Source organism: Gammaproteobacteria bacterium, from assembly GCA_011375345.1.
Lineage (GTDB): Bacteria > Pseudomonadota > Gammaproteobacteria > DRLM01 > DRLM01 > DRLM01.
In genome coordinates this window covers 19,632-37,035 of sequence record DRLM01000121.1, presented here as the reverse complement: position 1 = coordinate 37,035, position 17,404 = coordinate 19,632, and the positions used below count along the sequence as shown (strand labels likewise).

General features: G+C 60.8%; 12 protein-coding genes and 7 tRNA genes. 2 read left to right on the top strand and 17 right to left on the bottom strand.

The features are described 5' to 3' along the window. Positions 1-80: 80 nt before the first annotated feature. Positions 81-1,958, bottom strand: coding sequence for an ABC transporter substrate-binding protein (locus ENJ19_09310; protein ID HHM05921.1), 1,878 nt, complete (start codon positions 1,956-1,958; stop codon positions 81-83). 195 nt (positions 1,959-2,153) lie between these two features. Between ENJ19_09310 and ENJ19_09305 the strand changes: the two genes are divergently transcribed. Further along, complete coding sequence (locus ENJ19_09305) at positions 2,154-2,936, top strand: enoyl-ACP reductase (protein ID HHM05920.1); 783 nt, start codon at positions 2,154-2,156, stop codon at positions 2,934-2,936. A 96-nt stretch (positions 2,937-3,032) separates the two neighbouring features. On the opposite strand, the gene ENJ19_09300 is transcribed toward ENJ19_09305, so the two are convergent. The 16 genes from ENJ19_09300 to ENJ19_09225 form a co-directional block, all read right to left on the bottom strand. Then, on the bottom strand, positions 3,033-4,955 hold the full coding sequence (locus tag ENJ19_09300; protein ID HHM05919.1) for a peptidylprolyl isomerase: 1,923 nt from the start codon (positions 4,953-4,955) through the stop codon (positions 3,033-3,035). Positions 4,956-5,208: 253 nt separating this feature from the next. Then, a tRNA-Asp gene (locus ENJ19_09295) sits at positions 5,209-5,285 on the bottom strand. 20 nt (positions 5,286-5,305) lie between these two features. After that, a tRNA-Val gene (locus ENJ19_09290) sits at positions 5,306-5,381 on the bottom strand. 24 nt (positions 5,382-5,405) lie between these two features. Next, positions 5,406-5,678, bottom strand: coding sequence for an HU family DNA-binding protein (locus tag ENJ19_09285; protein ID HHM05918.1), 273 nt, complete (start codon positions 5,676-5,678; stop codon positions 5,406-5,408). A gap of 172 nt (positions 5,679-5,850) precedes the next feature. Beyond that, complete coding sequence (locus tag ENJ19_09280) at positions 5,851-8,283, bottom strand: endopeptidase La (protein ID HHM05917.1); 2,433 nt, start codon at positions 8,281-8,283, stop codon at positions 5,851-5,853. Positions 8,284-8,547: 264 nt separating this feature from the next. Beyond that, positions 8,548-9,834, bottom strand: a complete 1,287-nt coding sequence (clpX, locus tag ENJ19_09275; GenBank protein HHM05916.1) for an ATP-dependent Clp protease ATP-binding subunit ClpX — start codon at positions 9,832-9,834, stop codon at positions 8,548-8,550. A gap of 108 nt (positions 9,835-9,942) precedes the next feature. Beyond that, entirely contained in the window at positions 9,943-10,551 is a 609-nt protein-coding gene (clpP, locus tag ENJ19_09270; GenBank protein HHM05915.1) for an ATP-dependent Clp endopeptidase proteolytic subunit ClpP, read from the bottom strand. Positions 10,552-10,639: 88 nt separating this feature from the next. Next, positions 10,640-11,935: a trigger factor gene (locus ENJ19_09265; GenBank protein ID HHM05914.1), complete on the bottom strand. Its 1,296-nt coding sequence runs from the start codon at positions 11,933-11,935 to the stop codon at positions 10,640-10,642. A 67-nt stretch (positions 11,936-12,002) separates the two neighbouring features. Beyond that, positions 12,003-12,087, bottom strand: a tRNA-Leu gene (locus tag ENJ19_09260). Between the two features lie 66 nt (positions 12,088-12,153). Further along, entirely contained in the window at positions 12,154-13,251 is a 1,098-nt protein-coding gene (locus tag ENJ19_09255) for a GGDEF domain-containing protein (protein HHM05913.1), read from the bottom strand. Between the two features lie 22 nt (positions 13,252-13,273). Continuing rightward, positions 13,274-13,349 (bottom strand) — tRNA-Lys (locus ENJ19_09250). A gap of 52 nt (positions 13,350-13,401) precedes the next feature. Continuing rightward, a tRNA-His gene (locus ENJ19_09245) sits at positions 13,402-13,477 on the bottom strand. A 45-nt stretch (positions 13,478-13,522) separates the two neighbouring features. Continuing rightward, positions 13,523-13,599: transfer RNA gene (locus tag ENJ19_09240), tRNA-Arg, on the bottom strand. Positions 13,600-13,639: 40 nt separating this feature from the next. Continuing rightward, positions 13,640-13,716, bottom strand: a tRNA-Pro gene (locus ENJ19_09235). 104 nt (positions 13,717-13,820) lie between these two features. Continuing rightward, the gene (locus ENJ19_09230; GenBank protein ID HHM05912.1) at positions 13,821-14,972 is read right to left on the bottom strand and encodes an MFS transporter; all 1,152 of its coding nucleotides are present in this window, start codon (positions 14,970-14,972) and stop codon (positions 13,821-13,823) included. Between the two features lie 25 nt (positions 14,973-14,997). Continuing rightward, positions 14,998-16,113: a chorismate synthase gene (locus tag ENJ19_09225; GenBank protein HHM05911.1), complete on the bottom strand. Its 1,116-nt coding sequence runs from the start codon at positions 16,111-16,113 to the stop codon at positions 14,998-15,000. Positions 16,114-16,311: 198 nt separating this feature from the next. Here ENJ19_09225 and ENJ19_09220 point away from each other — a divergent pair, with 198 nt between their 5' ends. After that, the gene (locus ENJ19_09220; protein HHM05910.1) at positions 16,312-17,160 is read left to right on the top strand and encodes an SDR family oxidoreductase; all 849 of its coding nucleotides are present in this window, start codon (positions 16,312-16,314) and stop codon (positions 17,158-17,160) included. Positions 17,161-17,404 lie beyond the last annotated feature (244 nt).

Sequence of the window (17,404 nt, the reverse complement as noted above, 5' to 3'; positions counted from 1 at the left end):
AATTCAGCCATCACCATTCGCTGCCACTACACGAAAGACAGGTTCATCACCGCCCCCGTTGTCTGAAGGGCGAACACGGCTCAAGGGGTGTATTTCTGCCGGGCACCGGGCACGTAGATTTCTATGGGCACGAAACCGAAGTTCAGACCCAGGGGGGTGATCTCCAGGTTGCGAAAACGGTGGTCAATGAAGGTCAGGCTCTTGCGCCGCATCAAAAAGGTGTAGGGTTGATCCTCAAAGAGAAAGCCTTCCGCCCGGCGCCACAGGGGCATGCGGGCACTTTTGTCCACCGTGGCCCGGGCCTGCTCGATGGCCTGGTCGAAATCCGGGTTTTGGTAGTTTACGAAATTGTCGCCGCCGGGAACCGCCTGGCTGCTGTGGAACATCTGGTAAACATCGATCTCCACACCGCTGGTCCAGCCCAGGGTGATGGCGTCCAGGTCTTGTTTGTTGATGAGATCCAACATCACCGACCACTCGGTGGGTTTGGGTTTCAACACGATACCGGCGCGGGCGTAGAGGTCTTTCAGAAACAGGACAATGCGCCGGGTATCTTCGTTATCCTGGAAAAACACCAGCTCAAACTCAAAGCGCCTGCCGGCAGCGTTTTCCAGCACGCCGTCGCCGTCGCGGTCCTCGAAGCCCGCCGCTTGCAGCAGTTGCCGGGCTTTGTCCAGATTGAACTGGCGCGGTGCCAGGGCCGGGTCATGCTGGGGACTGCGCGGACTGAAGGGGCTGACCGCCACTTCGGCATAACCCAGCATGATCTCCCTGATGATGCGCTCGCGGTCAGTGAGATAGGTCATGGCCTGGCGCACCCGCTTGTCGGCGAACAGGGTGGGCTGACCGTTGCGCCGCTGGTTCCAGCCGATGTAGCTGTAACCGGCAGTGGGGCTCATGTATTCAAAGTGATGGCTGCGCGCCATGAGGGACTCATCATCCAGCAGCTTTTGGTATTCCCGCGGGCGGGCGCCGTAGGCGTCGATGTCACCGTTGCGGTAGGTGGTGAGCCGGGCGGCGTCATTGGCGATGACCTTCCACAGCAGACGCTCGAAGGGCGGTTGCACCGGCGCCCAATAGCGGGGATTGCGCTCCAGCTCCACCAGGCCCTGGTCCGGGGTCCAGCTCCTGGGATCCTTCAGGCGATAAGGACCGGAGCCCAGCAACAGGCCCTTGGACTGATTGAAGGTCTCCGGCTCGGCGAGATAGGGCTCATAAAAATGGCGCGGCATGATGGCCAGGCCGCCGGCCAGGGCCAGGCTGTTGAAGTAGGGTTCTTTGAATTTGAACACAACCTCGTAAGGACCGGTGGCGGTGACGCTGGCGATTTTCTGGTAGTAAGCCCGCTCCCGTGGCGCGGCAATGGCGGGGTTCATGATGAAATCGAAGGTAAAGACCACATCGGCGGCGGTGAGCGGCACACCGTCGGAGAAGGTCACATCCTCCCGCAATTGAAAGGTGAAAGTGAGGCCGTCTTCGCTCACCTGCCAGTCCCTGGCGATCAGCCCCACCCACTCCAGGGTGTCGGGATCGCGGCTGAGCAGGGATTCTTGCACATAACTTTGCACCTGGGCGGCGTAGGCGTCGGAGGAAATGAGGGGGGTGATGGTTTTCAGGTTGAGACCAAAGGCCTGCACCAGCCAGTCGCCGGGCTGGTAGTCACTCTGCGAGATGGCCTGCCGGGCGCGGCGGAAGGCACCCGGCACGGCATCTGCCTCAGCGCCCCCGCCGCTCCCGGCGGCGGCCGCCACGGCACCGTTCTTCAGCCGCTGATCCAGGCCCTGCACCAGGCCACGCAGCTCGCGCAAATCCCGCGCCTGCTCATGGAGCGTACCCGCCATCTCGCCCATTTTGAGCCACTGCCGGTCCACCTGGTACATGGCCAGCACGATGACTGCCAGCAACACCGTGAGATAGGTGAAGAGAAAGAAATCCTTGAAGGTAAAACGCCGTTCCATCAAACCCCGATTCCGGTCCGCTGACCGTGCCACCCGCCACAGCAACCGCCCGCACCGCGACAGGGCTCCGGCCGCTTCAGCCTGGCTGTCTGATATGGTACTCTCGCCCGCAGCCGGGCCGGCTCGTTGCACAGTTTAACTGTGTTAACCCTATTCCGCATCAGCCACTAATTCAAGCAAACGAGGTTTTTATTTATGGGCTTTCTGCAAGGCAAACGCGCGTTGGTTGTAGGCGTGGCAAGCAACCGCTCCATCGCCTGGGGTATCGCCAAGGCCATGCACCGGGAAGGGGCGGAATTGGCCTTCACCTATCAAAACGAAAAGCTGCAACCCCGGGTGGAAAAATTCGCCGCCGAATGCGACTCGGAAATCACTCTCCCCTGCGACGTGGGCAGCGACCGCGAAATCGAAGCGGTGTTCGAGCGCCTCGACGATTACTGGGACCACGTGGACATCGTTGTCCACTCCGTCGCCTTCGCCCCCCGCACCGAGCTGGAAGGCGACTACCTGGACAGCGTGACCCGGGAAGGTTTCAGCCTGGCCCACGAAATCAGCTCCTACAGCTTCGCCGCCCTGGCCAAGGCCGGCCGCAACATGATGGAAGGTCGCAAGGGGGCATTGCTCACCCTGAGTTACCTGGGCGCCGAGCGGGTGGTGCCCAATTACAATGTGATGGGCCTGGCCAAGGCCAGCCTGGAAGCCAATGTACGCTATATGGCCGACAGCCTGGGTCCGGACGGCATCCGGGTCAACGCCATTTCCGCCGGTCCCATCAAAACCCTGGCCGCAGCAGGCATCAGCGACTTTCGCCGCATGCTGGACAAGGTGGAAAATGCGGCGCCACTCAGACGCAACGTCACCATCGAAGAAGTGGGCAATGCCGCTGCCTTTTTGTGCTCCGACCTGGCCTCCGGCATTACCGGGGAGATCATGTACGTGGACGGCGGGTTTAATATTACGGGGATGAGCCTGCAGTAACGGAACGGGGGGATGGCTCTGCGCCCGGCAGCGGAACCTCGACCGGAGGCCATTCCCAGGCCCGCTTCGGCCCCTGGAACCCAGGAACCCAAGCCATCAACGCACTTGGAGATTGTCGGGAAAGCGCTTGATGTCCGCACCTGCCTTCAAGGCATCGAGATAGGCGTTGAATTCACTCCGCCCGCGCTCTTGCAGCAAGGCAGCGGAAATGGATTTACGCAAAGCCCCCTGGGTCATAGCGGCATTCCCGTCCTGCACCTCGAACACGGCCAGCACGGCATAGTCCCCTGAGGCCAGCGCCTGACCCTGCCAGACCGGCGTCTCCCCCTCGGGCCGGGAAGCGCGGAACGCCGCTTGCAATACTTCACTGTCGTAGCCGGACTCATTGCGCCCGACCAGACCGGGATGCTCCCACACCAGATCCTGTTCCCCGGCCACCGCCTCCGGGCTCGCGCCAGCACGCAGTTTGCCAAGAAGGGTCTCACCGAGGACTTTGGCCGCTGCGGCGGCTTTTGACTCACTCAGTCGCGCTCTGACCTGCTCCCGCACCTCGTCCAGTGGCGGCGTGGTCCGGGGCCGGTGCTCACTCACCCGCAGCACCACAACCCGGTCGGGCGCCAACTCCAGCGGTTCACTGTTGTTCCCGCCCGCCAGCACGTCTTCAGAAAAGGCGGCTTCCCGCACCAGCGGGTTTTCCGCCAGAGCGCTGCCCTTGTCGCGTGAGAACCAGGGCGAGGTTTGCACCTCCAGCCCCAGAGCCTCCGCCGCCACCGTGAGATTGTCCGGATTTTCAAAACTGAGGTTGGACAGTTGTTCCAGCTGATCAAAGAAAATCTGCTCCGCCTGCTGACGTTTCAACTCCGCCGCCAGGCGCTCCCGCACGGCCGCAAACGGCTGTGTGTCACCGCCACGCACGTCTTCCAGCTTGATGATGTGGTAGCCAAAGGCACTGCGCACCGGCTCCGGGGCAAGCTGCCCCGGCTGGAGCCCAAACACCGCCTCCTCAAAGGATTTATCCATGATTCCGCGACCGAAATAACCCAAATCCCCCCCTTTGGACGCGGAGCCGGGATCGTCGGAGTACTCACGGGCCAAGTCTCCAAAGGATTCTCCGGCCTGAACGCGGGCCAGCAGCGCCGCCGCCTTCTGCCTGGCGGCGTCTACCTCGTCAGCCGCCGCATCGCTGGCCACCTGCACCAGCAGGTGACGGGCACGGCGCTGCTCAGGCACGGTGAATTCCTTCAGCCGCTGCTGGTACTCAGCGCGCACTTCTTCCTCGCTGACCGAGACGTGTTCGGCCAGCCCGGCCACGGATAACTCCAGATAAGCAATGCGAACTTGTTCCGGCTGTTCAAACTGATCTTTGTGCTCCTGGTAATAGCTTTGCAGCTCGGCGTCGCTTAACTCGATTCCGTCAACAAAACGGTCATAAGGGATCAACATGAAACCGAGATCGCGCTTTTGCTCACGCAGGCGCAGAAAAGTGTCCACCTCGGCCTCCGCCACCAGCGCACTGTCCATCACCCCCCGGCGCAACTGGGTCAGCACCAGGTCACCGCGCACGCCCGTTTCAAACTGTTCCACAGAGATACCTTGCGCGGCCAACAGGCGCCGATATCGCTGTGCATCGAACCGGCCTTCGTTTTGCAACTGGGGAATGGCACGAACCGCAGCCGCGACCTGCTGGTCACTGACGCGCAAGCCCTGCTCGGTGACAAGTTGCAGCAACAAGCGCCGCTCGATCATCTGCTCCAGCACGTCGTTTTTCATCTGCTCGGAATCGAACAGCGCCGGGTTAAAGTTTTCACCGAGCATGTTTTGCAGGCGCGAGCGTTGCTGTTGATAGGCGCTTTGAAATTCCTGGCTGGTGATCTGCTCACCATTGACGGTGGCAACATAGACTTCGGAGTCGGGACTCAAGTATTCGCCGATACCCCACAAGGCGAAGGAAAGAATCAGCCCGATGACAATAACCCAGGCCAGAAAACCCTGGGCGCGTTCCCTGATAAATTCAAGCATAAGCCTCGTATCCCCCCGCCAAACGGTGTAGCGGCAGTCACATCCCAGCCCTTGCCCGGTTTGACCGCCGGCGGCCCTTGCACACAGTACGCTCTTGGATGCTATGAGGGCAGGGATGTGGACTGAAACAATGAACTGTCTTCGGGCCACATCCGTGAGGGCCGGCAGTTTTCCCGGCGGCACGGCTGCAACCCTATGTGTAATACCAAGAAGGCGCACCGCAAGATGCCGGTACGCCTTCCTGTAATGTTATTGGCGGAGTGGACGGGACTCGAACCCGCGACCCCCGGCGTGACAGGCCGGTATTCTAACCAACTGAACTACCACTCCAAAACTCACTGCGATGCGCGTGGTGGGTGCTGAGGGGATCGAACCCCCGACCTTCGCCTTGTAAGGGCGACGCTCTCCCAGCTGAGCTAAGCACCCCTTCAGGCACCCTGGGAAGGGCCGCTATTGTACGGCGTCCTTCAGCGCTTTTCCAGCCTTGAACGTGGGAATCTTGGCGGCTTTGATTTTGATCTCTTCGCCGGTTTGCGGATTGCGGCCGGTACGGGCGGCGCGCTCACGCACACTGAACGTGCCAAAACCCACCAGGGTCACGGTATCGCCGTTTTTCAAAGCTTCGGTAATGGCATCCACCACCGCATCCACCGCGCGACCTGCCGCAGTCTTGGAGAGATCCGCTGACTGAGCAACCACATCAACTAACTCGGTTTTCTTCACTCTATAACCCCTTCTAACTGTGTCGGCCACACGTTAAGCGTGGTATCTGTGCACATCACCGCGCAAGTCCCGGTTTTATACAATTCGCCGTATAGGGTGTCAAGCGGACGCCGGCAGCAACGGGAGGCCCGGACAAAACAAAGCGGCCGGACGCCACATCAACGTCAATCTTCTAATGATGGCGCAGGTGGCTGCCTTTTTTCGATTTTTCCATTTTGTTGTCAGGCGGCACATCCCCGCCCTCCTCCACCCGGGGTTGCGGCATGTGCTGCAAAGCGATTTGAAACACTTCGTCTATCCACTGCACAGGCTTGATCTGGAGATCCTGAACGATATTTCTCGGGATTTCGGACAGCTCACGCTGATTTTCCTTCGGCACGACAACTGTCCGTATGCCACCCCGGTGTGCCGCCAGCAGCTTTTCCTTCAAGCCGCCTATAGGCAGCACTTCACCCCGCAAGGTGATTTCACCGGTCATTGCCACATCGGCGCGCACGGGTATATTTGTCAAGGCGGACACCAAAGCCGTACACATGCCGATACCGGCGCTGGGACCGTCTTTGGGGATCGCCCCTTCCGGAACGTGAATGTGCACGTCGTTTTTCTGGTAAAAGTCCGCGTCAACACCAAGCACGTCAGCCCGGCTGCGAACCACCGTCATGGCAGCCTGCACCGACTCTTGCATCACCTCGCCCAACTGCCCGGTAATCGTCAACTTGCCCTTGCCGGGAACAACAGCGGACTCGATGGTGAGCAAATCCCCACCCACCTCCGTCCACGCCAGCCCCGTGACCTGTCCGATCTGGTCGTGTTCCTCGGCGCGGCCAAAGCGAAAACGCCGGACCCCGAGATACTTTTCCAGGCTGCGCGCGCTCACCGTCGTTTTCCTGCCGGGTGACTTGAGCAATATCTCCTTGACAACTTTGCGGCTGATTTTGGCAATTTCACGCTCCAGGCTCCGCACCCCCGCTTCGCGCGTGTAGTATCGGATGATGTCACGCACCGCGCTCTCGGAAATCGATATTTCGCCGGCACTCAAGCCATTTGCGGAGAGTTGCTTGGGCACCAGGTAACGCTCGGCTATGTTGATTTTTTCATCTTCCGTATAGCCGCTCAGGCGAATGACCTCCATGCGATCGAGCAAAGGCGCAGGAATGTTCATGCTGTTGGCAGTGCACACGAACATCACGTCGGAAAGGTCATAGTCCACTTCCAGGTAATGATCGTTAAAGGCATGGTTTTGCTCCGGATCCAGCACTTCGAGCAGGGCCGACGCCGGATCGCCCCGGAAATCCATGGACATTTTGTCCACTTCATCCAGGAGGAACAAAGGATTGCGGGTGCCCACTTTCGCCAGATTCTGAACAATCTTGCCCGGAAGAGCGCCAATATAGGTGCGCCGGTGGCCGCGGATTTCCGCTTCATCCCGCACGCCCCCCAGGGCCATGCGCACAAACTTGCGGTTGGTGGCACGGGCAATGGAACGCCCCAGGGAGGTCTTGCCCACACCCGGCGGGCCCACCAGACACAGGATGGGACCTTTCAGTTTGTTGACGCGGTTTTGCACGGCCAAATACTCCAAAATCCGCTCCTTGACCTTCTCCAGGCCATAGTGATCTTCATCCAAGATAGCCTGGGCACCGGCCAGATCACGGCTGATCTTGGTGCGCTTTTTCCACGGCACACTGACCATCCAGTCAATGTAGTTGCGCACCACCGTGGCTTCCGCCGACATGGGCGACATCATTTTGAGCTTGTTGAGCTCGGTTTTGGCTTTGTTCTTCGCCTCTTTGGGCATACCTGCCTTGTTGATTTTTTCCGCCAGCTCTTCAATTTCGTTGGGAACCTCTTCCAGTTCGCCCAACTCCTTTTGAATGGCTTTCATCTGCTCGTTGAGATAATACTCCCGCTGGCTCTTCTCCATCTGCCGCTTCACCCGCCCGCGGATACGCTTCTCAACCTGGAGCAGGTCGATCTCCGCCTCCAGGATGGACATCAAACGCTCCAGCCGGGCGCGTTGGTTTTCTATCTCCAGCACGTTCTGCTTTTCTTCTATCTTAAGAGACAGATGGGCGGCAATGGTGTCCGCCAGGCGGCCGGGGTCATCTATCCCGGCCAAAGAAGACAGTATCTCCGGCGGAATCTTGTTGTTGAGCTTGACATACTGATCAAACTGACTCAGCACAGCGCGCATCAGCACTTCCGCTTCGCGCACCTCCATGACAGCGGTCTCAATGGCTTTCACGGACGCAACGAAGTATTGCTCCCCGGCATCCAGGGAAACAATGCGGGCCCGCTGTGCGCCTTCAACCAGAACCTTGATCGTCCCGTCGGGCAGCTTGAGCAATTGCAAAATACCCGCCACGGTACCGACGCGGTACACATCATCGGCCCCGGGATCATCAATGGTCGCGCTTTTTTGGGCCACCAGCAAAATCTTCTTGTCATTGACCATGGCGGCTTCCAGGGCCTTGATGGATTTTTCACGGCCGACAAAAAGAGGAATCACCATGTGCGGGTAAACGACCACATCCCGCAACGGCAGGACAGGCATCACCAGACCGTCGTCGCCGGTCAGCACCAAATCGTTGTTACTTTCCTCCATTACGGAGCACCTCGGATATGTATATGGATCGCCGCCCACCGGCGGCTCGACAATTCGTTGACAAGCGCGGACAACCCGGCCACCCACAGTCTTGCGCTCAATGGCGTATCGACCCGATTGACCCACGTCTTGAGATATAGACTAATTCGCAAGGAAAAGATGCGGCCACCAAAAACAAATTCAAGTATCCTGGGCCTGTAACGCGAATGTCCGGGCGTAATACGCCCGGACATCACAGCGCGCAATACCGCGGCAAGAGACGAGTCAGTCGTTCTGTTGGGCGAGACGGGGGTTATCCGCACCCTCGTAGATCAGAATCGGCTCGGATGCCCCGCCGATCACGTTCTCATCGACAATGACCTTGCGCACGCCTTCCACGGAAGGCAGGTCATACATGGTATTGAGCAAAACATGTTCGAGTATGGAGCGCAAACCCCGCGCCCCGGTTTTGCGCTCCATGGCCTTGCGGGCAATGGCTCGCAAGGCGTCTTCCCGCAATTCCAGCTCGGCCCCTTCCATCTCAAACAGCTTGGCGTATTGTTTGGTCAGGGCATTTTTGGGTTCGCTCAGAATACGAACCAGGGAATTCTCGTCCAACTCATCCAGAGTGGCGACCACCGGCAAACGACCGACAAATTCGGGAATCAAACCGTATTTGATAAGGTCCTCGGGCTCCACCGTATGCAGAATCTCGCTCGTGCTCTTGCGGTCTTCCTTGCTTTTCACTTCCGCTGAAAAGCCGATCCCGCTTTGCTCGGAGCGAGAACGGATAATCTTATCCAGGCCCGCGAACGCTCCCCCGCAGATGAACAAGATATCGCTGGTGTTGACCTGCAAAAACTCTTGCTGGGGATGCTTGCGCCCGCCTTGCGGCGGCACCGAGGCAACCGTACCCTCGATCAGTTTGAGCAGCGCCTGCTGCACCCCCTCGCCGGAGACGTCCCGGGTAATGGAAGGGTTGTCGGCCTTGCGGGAAATCTTGTCGATTTCATCAATGTATACGATGCCGGTCTGGGCCTTTTCAACATCGTAATCGCATTTTTGCAACAGCTTCTGGATGATGTTTTCAACATCTTCGCCCACATAACCCGCTTCGGTCAAAGTGGTCGCGTCAGCGATGGTGAACGGCACATTGAGCAGGCGGGCCAGGGTTTCCGCCAACAAGGTTTTGCCACTGCCGGTGGGGCCGATGAGCAGGATGTTGCTTTTGGCCAGCTCGATGTCATCCTTGCCGCTGCCGGATTCCAGGCGCTTGTAGTGGTTGTAAACCGCGACGGAGAGTATTTTCTTGGCCTGGGACTGGCCAATCACGTATTCGTCCAGGATCTCGTTGATTTCCCGTGGCGTGGGCAGCTTGCTGTCTTTGCCGGCGGACGCTTTGTCCTGCATTTCCTCGCGGATAATGTCATTGCACAGCTCGACACATTCATCGCAGACAAACACGGAAGGCCCGGCAATCAGCTTCCTTACTTCATGTTGGCTCTTGCCGCAGAAAGAGCAGTACAGTAGTTTTTTGCCGTCGTCACCGGGCCCTTGCTTTTTGTCGCTCATATCTCGCTACCTCATACGCAATCGCCAGTCCCCTGGATGTGAGAATGCAGGTTTCTTTCCCGTCCTGCAAGTTGGAACGCACGGTCAAACCTCTGGCCGCCGGGCCAGCTATGCCGGTTCTTTTCGCGTATCGAGCACCGCATCGACCAGACCATAGGCCTTGGCGTCTTCGGCACTCATGAAATTATCCCGATCGGTGTCCGCCTGTATTTTCTCCAGCGGCTGGCCGGTGTGCTTGGCGAGGATGGCGTTCAGTCGTTCCCGGACCAGGAGAATCTCCCGCGCGTGAATATCAATATCGGACGCCTGCCCCTGGAACCCCCCCAAGGGCTGGTGGATCATTACCCGGGAGTGGGGCAAGCAGAAGCGCTTGCCGTGGGCGCCGCCCGCCAACAACAACGCCCCCATGCTGGCGGCTTGTCCCACGCACAGGGTGCTGACACTGGGCTTGATAAACTGCATGGTATCGTAAATCGCCATGCCCGCGGTGACAGCACCGCCTGGCGAGTTGATATAAAAGTGAATGTCTTTGTCGGGATTCTCGGATTCAAGAAACAGCAGCTGGGCCACAATCAGGTTCGCGGCATAATCTTCCACAGGCCCCACCATGAACACCACCCGCTCCTTGAGCAGGCGGGAGTAAATATCGTAGGCCCGTTCGCCTCTGGCGGTCTGTTCCACCACCATGGGCACCAGATTCAGTGCCTGCACATCCATCGCGGATTTTTTATGCGTCATCAGCTGTCACCGTTACGTCAGTTGATTGCCCTGCGCCGTGTTGAAAACGACCTGCCGCCGCCGGTGGTCACGCGCTGGATGCAGGGTTGTTTTGTGGCTTGCCCATCAAGTCATCGAAGCTCACCGGCACTTCCTTGACCTGGATTTGCGCCAGCGCCCAGTCCACCGCCTGATCCTCAAGCACGGCGGCTTCAACGCTTTTTAGACGGCTGCGGTCGGAATAATACCATTTAACCACCTCCTCGGGCTGGTCATAAGTGGAGGCGGCATCTTCCACTTTGGCGCGCACGGCCCCCGGGGCAGCCTTGAAACCGTGGGTCCGGACCAACTCCGACACAATCAGGCCCAGGGCTACCCGTTTTCTGGCCTTCTCCGCCACCTCCGGACCGGGCTCCGGAGGGGCTGACCCAGACCCCGCCGGCGGCGGATTCAACCGGGAAACTTCTTCTGTAATCAATGAGTTGGGAACTTCGAAGGGGTTGTTTTGGAGCAACGCGTCCATAACCTGCTGTTTGACCCGTTCACGAACGGCCTGTTCCTTTTCGCGCGCCATAGAGGCCTTGACCTCATCCCGCAGCGCCGCTACCCCCCCTTCATTCACCCCGAAACTGGCGATGAATGCCTCGTCCACCTCGGGAACCCGTCCCTCCGCCACAGACAGCACTTTGACTTCAAACCTCGCCGTTTTGCCTGCCAAATCCTTAACGTGGTAATCATCGGGAAAGGCGATTTCAAATTCGGTGTCCTGGCCGGCCGTCATCCCCAGCAGGCGGTCCTCAAAATCGGCAATCAAGGCCCGCGAACCCAATACCACCGCATAGCCCTTGGCGGCATTGCCGGGAAAGGGCTGGCCGTCGATGGTGCCCTCGAAATCCAGTACCAGCTGATCACCGTTTTCGGCGGGACGCGCCACCGCTTCCCACCGCTTGCGCTGCTGACGCAGTTTGTCGATCATGGCGTCCACATCGGCTTCGCTGATGTCCACCACGGGTTTTTCCACCACCGTATCGCCCGGCAGCTTCACCTCAAATTCGGGGTAGACCTCAAACTCCGCCGTATAACTCAGGCCGCTGCCACTCTCCCCCACCTCCAGCTGAGGCGTGCCGGCGGGGCGCAGCTTTTCCCGGGCAATGGCGTCGACGAAGCTCGACTGGAGTAAATCACCGCGCACTTCCTGCCGGACACTGCCACCATAGCGGCGCTCGACCACTTTGAAAGGCACCTTGCCGGGGCGGAAGCCATCGATGCGCACCCGCCCCATCAACGATTTAAGACGCTGCCTGACTTCATCTTCGACTTTGTCCGCCGGAACCTCCACGGTCATCCGGCGCTTTAAACCCTCGGCTGTCACATTGACCTGCATACTCTGGACCTCTACCTGACACGTTATTCCTTAAATTTCCGCCCGATCCGGCGGACACGGCCTTGCCTGGTGCGAAAGGAGAGACTCGAACTCTCACGGGTTGCCCCACTGGAACCTAAATCCAGCGCGTCTACCAATTCCGCCACTTTCGCAATACGTTGAAATGGCTGGATAATAGAGGGGCAATTATACATCAATGCCGGGTCCCGCGCCGGCTTTCAAGCGTTTTCCGGGCCAAACACGGCCAGGCGGTCACGCCCGGTGCGCTTGGCCTGATAGAGGGCCTGGTCGGCGCGGCGCACCCAGTCTCCGGCGCTGCTGACTCCCTCCAGATCGGCCACACCCACCGAGATGCTGTACCTCAGTCCCCCCCCGTCCAGGACCACGACCTCATCGCGCGCGCCTTTCAACAGGCGCTCGGCCACCGCCGCGGCCTGCTCCCGGGAGGTGTCCTGCAAAACCACGGCGAATTCATCGCCGGCATAACGCGCGACGAAATCGCCTTTTCTGGGGAAGGCGCGCAGCAAGCGCTCTGCCAGCGCCATGATCACTTTGTCGCCTGCCGGGTGCCCGTGGGTATCGTTGACAGCCTTGAAATTATCAATATCCACCATCACCAGGGCCGCCGGCTGTCCCGACAAGAAGCTGATTTCAACGGATTTCTCCACCATCTCGTCAAACGAGGCCCGGTTGAACAAGCGCGTCATGGGATCCAGGCTCATTTCCTTGCGGGCGGATACCAGTTCCTGACGCATGGCCTTGAGCTGCTCACCCAACTGCTGCATCTGCGCCTGTTGCCGGCTCCGGCGGGTGGCCAGAGTGCGGCCGATCAGGGCCAGACTGGCCACCACCTCCCGGCGCAGTTCATCCACCGATTCGGTATCCAGGGCTTGTTTAAGCTGGTCCAGCTGCGCCGCCACCTCCCGGTCCGCCGCCTGATCCTCCACTACGGTAGCCCTGAGGCCGTGGATGAACACCCACAACATGTCGCGAAAATCATTCAACCGTCCGCCAACGTGCTCTTTTTCCGCCCGGCGCACGCGGGTGAAATAGCGCTTGACGGCGTCCCATTCACGTTCGTCCACATGACTGCCCACGCCCTCGCCCCGCCCCGGGGCCGGCGTGCCCACCAGGATGTGCCGCGCCCATTCCTCACAGCGCCCGGCGATGTCTTCAGGATCGGATAAATCGCTGGCGATGGCGTAGCGGCCGAACACCCGCAACATGTCCGCCGCCAGGTCCATGGCCGGATGAGTGGCGGATGCGCCGGTGGCGGGGTCGAATCCAGGACCAGAGGACGCTTTGTCGTTGAACATGCGTGAAGACCAGGAAAATAGATGGTGGGCCGTCAGGGATTCGAACCCCGGACCTACTGATTAAGAGTCAGCTGCTCTACCAACTGAGCTAACGGCCCCATTGACAAAAAGTATATGCCGCGAAACCGGACTTCGCAGCGGCAAGATGGGTGGGGTGGACGATGGGACTCGAACCCACGACAACCGGAATCACAATCCGGGGCTCTACCAACTGAGCTACGCCCACCATAAGACGATCCGCAGACCCGGCCCGCACCCCGGGTGCCAGAACTGGCGCGCCCGGCAGGATTCGAACCTGCTACCCACGGCTTAGAAGGCCGTTGCTCTATCCAAGTGAGCTACGGGCGCGAAACCCGCCGGCAGTGCCGCTCAGCGCCGCGGTCTGGCATGGTCGGGGTAGAGGGATTCGAACCCCCGACTTCCTGCTCCCAAAGCAGGCGCGCTACCAGGCTGCGCTATACCCCGAAGATGGAGCCGGACACCGGGCCTCCGGCCCGTCCGCATCCGCGAAGGGGGCGATAATACGCACCGGGCGGGACATCGTCAAATTGCGCAGGCGGGACGCGTTTTCAAGGCGCCTCAACCGCCGCCGAAGCGTCGCGCAGCCCCACCCAGGCCACCACCAGGGCAAGCCCGGCCAGCGACGCCGCCCCCGAGAACGTCCAGGCCGGACCCAGCGCTTCCCAGGCGTAGCCGCTGTACAAGGCCCCCACCGCGCCACCGGCCCCAAAGCTGAGGCTGCTGTACAAGGCCTGTCCCCGGCCCTGGTGCCGGCCGCGGAAAAAACGGTGAAAGAGCTGTATGGCCACGCCGTGATACAAGCCGAACGACGCTGCGTGCAGGCATTGGGCGACAATCAACAGGATCAGCGACTCCACGAACTGACCGATCAGCAGCCAGCGGAGCACGCTCAGCCCCAAGGCCACCAGCATGAGCCACCGCAGGCCGAAGCGCGGCACCAGGCGGTGCATCACCAGGAAAACGCCCACTTCCGCCACCACGCCCAAGGCCCACAGGGCGCCGATGGCGCCGTGAGAATAGCCGTGGCGGTCGAGATAAATGGAATAAAACGTGTAATACGGGCCATGGCTGGCCTGGAGGAGAAAACACACAAGAATCAAGGCCACCACCTCGGGCCGCCGCAGCACCTCCCCCAGCGCTCCCGCCTGCCCGCCGCCCGCGGCCGCAACGCGTTCCGGCACCCATGCGGCGCTGAAGGCGATACCGAGCAGCAAGAGAAACACCACGCCGGGAACGAGTTGGGTGCCCCAGCCGTCCAACAGCGGCCCCACGCCCGCCACCGTGGTGACAAAACCCACCGAACCCCACAGCCGGATGCGGGTGTAACGCTGGGGCGCCTCGCCCAGATGATTCAGGGTCACCACCTCGAACTGCGGCAGGACGGCGTTCCAGAAAAAGCTGAAGGCCAAAATGACCGCGGCCAGCCAGGCAAAGCTGCTGCCCCAAAAAACCCCGGCGAACAGCAGCGCCGCGGCTGTCGCACCGACGCGGACGACACCCATGCGCCGGCTGCTGTGATCGGCGATCCAGGCCCAGACATTGGGGGCGATGATTTTGGTCCCCACCAACAGGGCCATCAGCAAGCCGATGGCCTGAGGGTCGTGCCCCAGGTGTTCCAGATACAGCGGCCAGTACGGCAGGAAGGCGCCCAGGGAAGCGAAGTAAAACCCATAGAACAGCGACAAGCGCCAATAGGGCACACCGGTCATGACTGGGAAACGCGGCTCAGCCGCTACGACCGGGGACGGCGGGAATCACGGGCGTGGCAGAGCGGACATCGGCGTTCTGGGCCCGGTGGCGCAAAGCGTGATCCATCAACACCAGGGCCAGCATGGCCTCGGCGATGGGGGTGGCACGAATACCCACACAGGGGTCGTGACGCCCGGTGGTAACCACCTCCACCGGCTCACCCTGCCGGTTCACACTCCTGGCGGGCAGACGCAGGCTGGAAGTCGGCTTCAAAGCCAGGCTGGCAAGAATATCCTGACCGGTGGAAATACCCCCCAGCACCCCGCCGGCGTGGTTGCTGAGAAAACCTTCCGGCGTGATGTCATCGCGATGTTCGGTGCCTTTTTGCTCCACGCAGCGGAAACCGGCGCCGATCTCCACGCCTTTCACCGCATTGATGCACATCAACGCCTTGGCGATGTCCGCATCCAGCCGGTCGAAAACGGGCTCGCCCCAGCCGGGAGGCACACCGGTGGCCACCACGTTGATGCGCGCGCCGATGGAATTGCCCTCTTTGCGCAGGGCATCCATGTAAGCTTCCAGCTCGGGCAGCCTGGCAGGATCGGGGCAAAAGAAGGGATTGTTGTTGACCTCGTCCCAGTGCAAGGCACCGGTATCGGTACGAACCGGGCCGAGCTGGGCCAGATAGCCCCGTATCTCCACCCCGTAACGTTCACGCAGGTATTTCTTGGCGATGGCCCCCGCCGCCACCCGCATGGCCGTCTCCCGCGCCGAGGAGCGCCCGCCGCCGCGGTAATCACGAAAACCGTATTTCTGCTGATAGGTGTAGTCGGCGTGACCGGGCCGGAACTGCCCGGCGATCCGGGAATAATCCTTGGACCGCTGGTCGGTGTTGTGAATCACCAGGCCGATGGGTGTGCCGGTGGTTTTCCCCTCGAACACGCCGGAGAGTATCTGCACCCGATCCGGCTCCCGCCGCTGGGTGGTGTGGCGCGAGGTGCCCGGCCGGCGCCGGTCCAGATCAGGCTGGATATCCGCCTCTGAGAGCGCCATGCCGGGGGGGCAACCGTCCACGATGCAACCGATGGCCGGCCCATGGCTTTCGCCAAAACCGGTGACCGCAAATAAAGTACCGAAGGTATTTCCTGACATGGGGCGCTATTTTAGCGGCTAAACGCCAGGGCGTCTTGCTCCCCGGCGCCCGGGCTGGCGAAACCGCATTCGCCCTTCGCACCTGCTCTCCCATCGAGCCGGGAACAGCGCCCAAACAAGCGCTTGTTTTTTGCTTGCACGCCCTCCGGCTTCCACTAGACTACTGCCCCTGTTCCTCACGCCACCAGGAAAGGCCGCATCGTGCAACACCAGTCCATCCTCATCACCGGCTGTTCCTCCGGCATCGGCCTGTGCACTGCCCACGGTTTGGCAAAGCGCGGTCACCGGGTGTTCGCCTCGGCGCGCAAAGCGGCCGACGTGGCCCGCTTGCGCGAGGCTGGGCTGGAGGCCTTGCCCTTGGATTTGGACGACAGCGCCTCCATCGCCCACGCGGTGGACGAGGTGCTGGCGCGCACCAACGGCCGCTTGGATGCCTTGTTCAACAACGGCGCCTGGGGCCAGCCGGGGGCGGTGGAGGATCTGTCCCGCGGCGCGCTGCGCGCGCAGTTTGAAACCAACCTGTTCGGCACCGTGGAACTCACCAACCGCGTGATCCCGGTCATGCGCCGACAAGGTCACGGGCGCATCATCATGAACAACTCGGTGCTGGGTTTGGTGGCCCTGCCCTTTCGCGGCGCTTACAACGCCAGCAAGTTTGCCCTGGAGGGCATCAGCGATACGCTGCGTCTGGAACTCGCCGGCACGGGCATTTTCGTGTCGCTGATCGAGCCCGGCCCCATCGCCAGCCGCTTCCGGGAAAATTCCCTGGCCGCTTTCCACCGTCACATCGATATGGACAACAGCCCTTTCCGCGACCTGTACCGGGCTGTGCTGCGGCGGCTGGAAAAGCAGGGCCAGACCACCTCGTTCACCCAGCCGCCCGAGGCGGTATTGAAACGGGTGATTCACGCCCTGGAAAGCCACAGGCCGCGGCGGCGCTACCCGGTTACCTTCCCCACCTATTTATTCGCCGCCTTCCGCCGTATGTTACCCTACGCGGCCCTGGACAGCGTGCTGGCGCGGGTTTCTGCCAACGAAAACCGTTGACAGCCTGGGGCTTTGCCGCGAACATCGGCCTGAAGCCTGCCTTTCCCGCGCACCGTCAACAACAACAAATCGCGCGTAACGTTCTGATTCTGCAGGCGTACTCCGCTGGCGCCAGCCGTTTGTTGCGTCACCGGCATCTCCCTCCGTCTCACCGGGAGCCCGACAAACGGGCTTTTCCGGCGTACCGGCGGGGCACACCGGGCGTGCTTGACTGACGACACTTGGACTTTGCGAGACCTCACAA

Excerpts from the sequence above, each read along its gene's own strand:
- ENJ19_09280 (HHM05917.1), bottom strand. The coding sequence starts at position 8,283 with ATGGAGGAAAGTAACAACGATTTGGTGCTGACCGGCGACGACGGTCTG.
- ENJ19_09255 (HHM05913.1), bottom strand. The coding sequence starts at position 13,251 with ATGTTCAACGACAAAGCGTCCTCTGGTCCTGGATTCGACCCCGCCACC.
- ENJ19_09310 (HHM05921.1), bottom strand. The coding sequence starts at position 1,958 with ATGGAACGGCGTTTTACCTTCAAGGATTTCTTTCTCTTCACCTATCTC.
- ENJ19_09225 (HHM05911.1), bottom strand. The coding sequence starts at position 16,113 with ATGTCAGGAAATACCTTCGGTACTTTATTTGCGGTCACCGGTTTTGGC.
- ENJ19_09265 (HHM05914.1), bottom strand. The coding sequence starts at position 11,935 with ATGCAGGTCAATGTGACAGCCGAGGGTTTAAAGCGCCGGATGACCGTG.
- clpX (HHM05916.1), bottom strand. The coding sequence starts at position 9,834 with ATGAGCGACAAAAAGCAAGGGCCCGGTGACGACGGCAAAAAACTACTG.
- ENJ19_09305 (HHM05920.1), top strand. The coding sequence starts at position 2,154 with ATGGGCTTTCTGCAAGGCAAACGCGCGTTGGTTGTAGGCGTGGCAAGC.
- ENJ19_09300 (HHM05919.1), bottom strand. The coding sequence starts at position 4,955 with ATGCTTGAATTTATCAGGGAACGCGCCCAGGGTTTTCTGGCCTGGGTT.
- clpP (HHM05915.1), bottom strand. The coding sequence starts at position 10,551 with ATGGATGTGCAGGCACTGAATCTGGTGCCCATGGTGGTGGAACAGACC.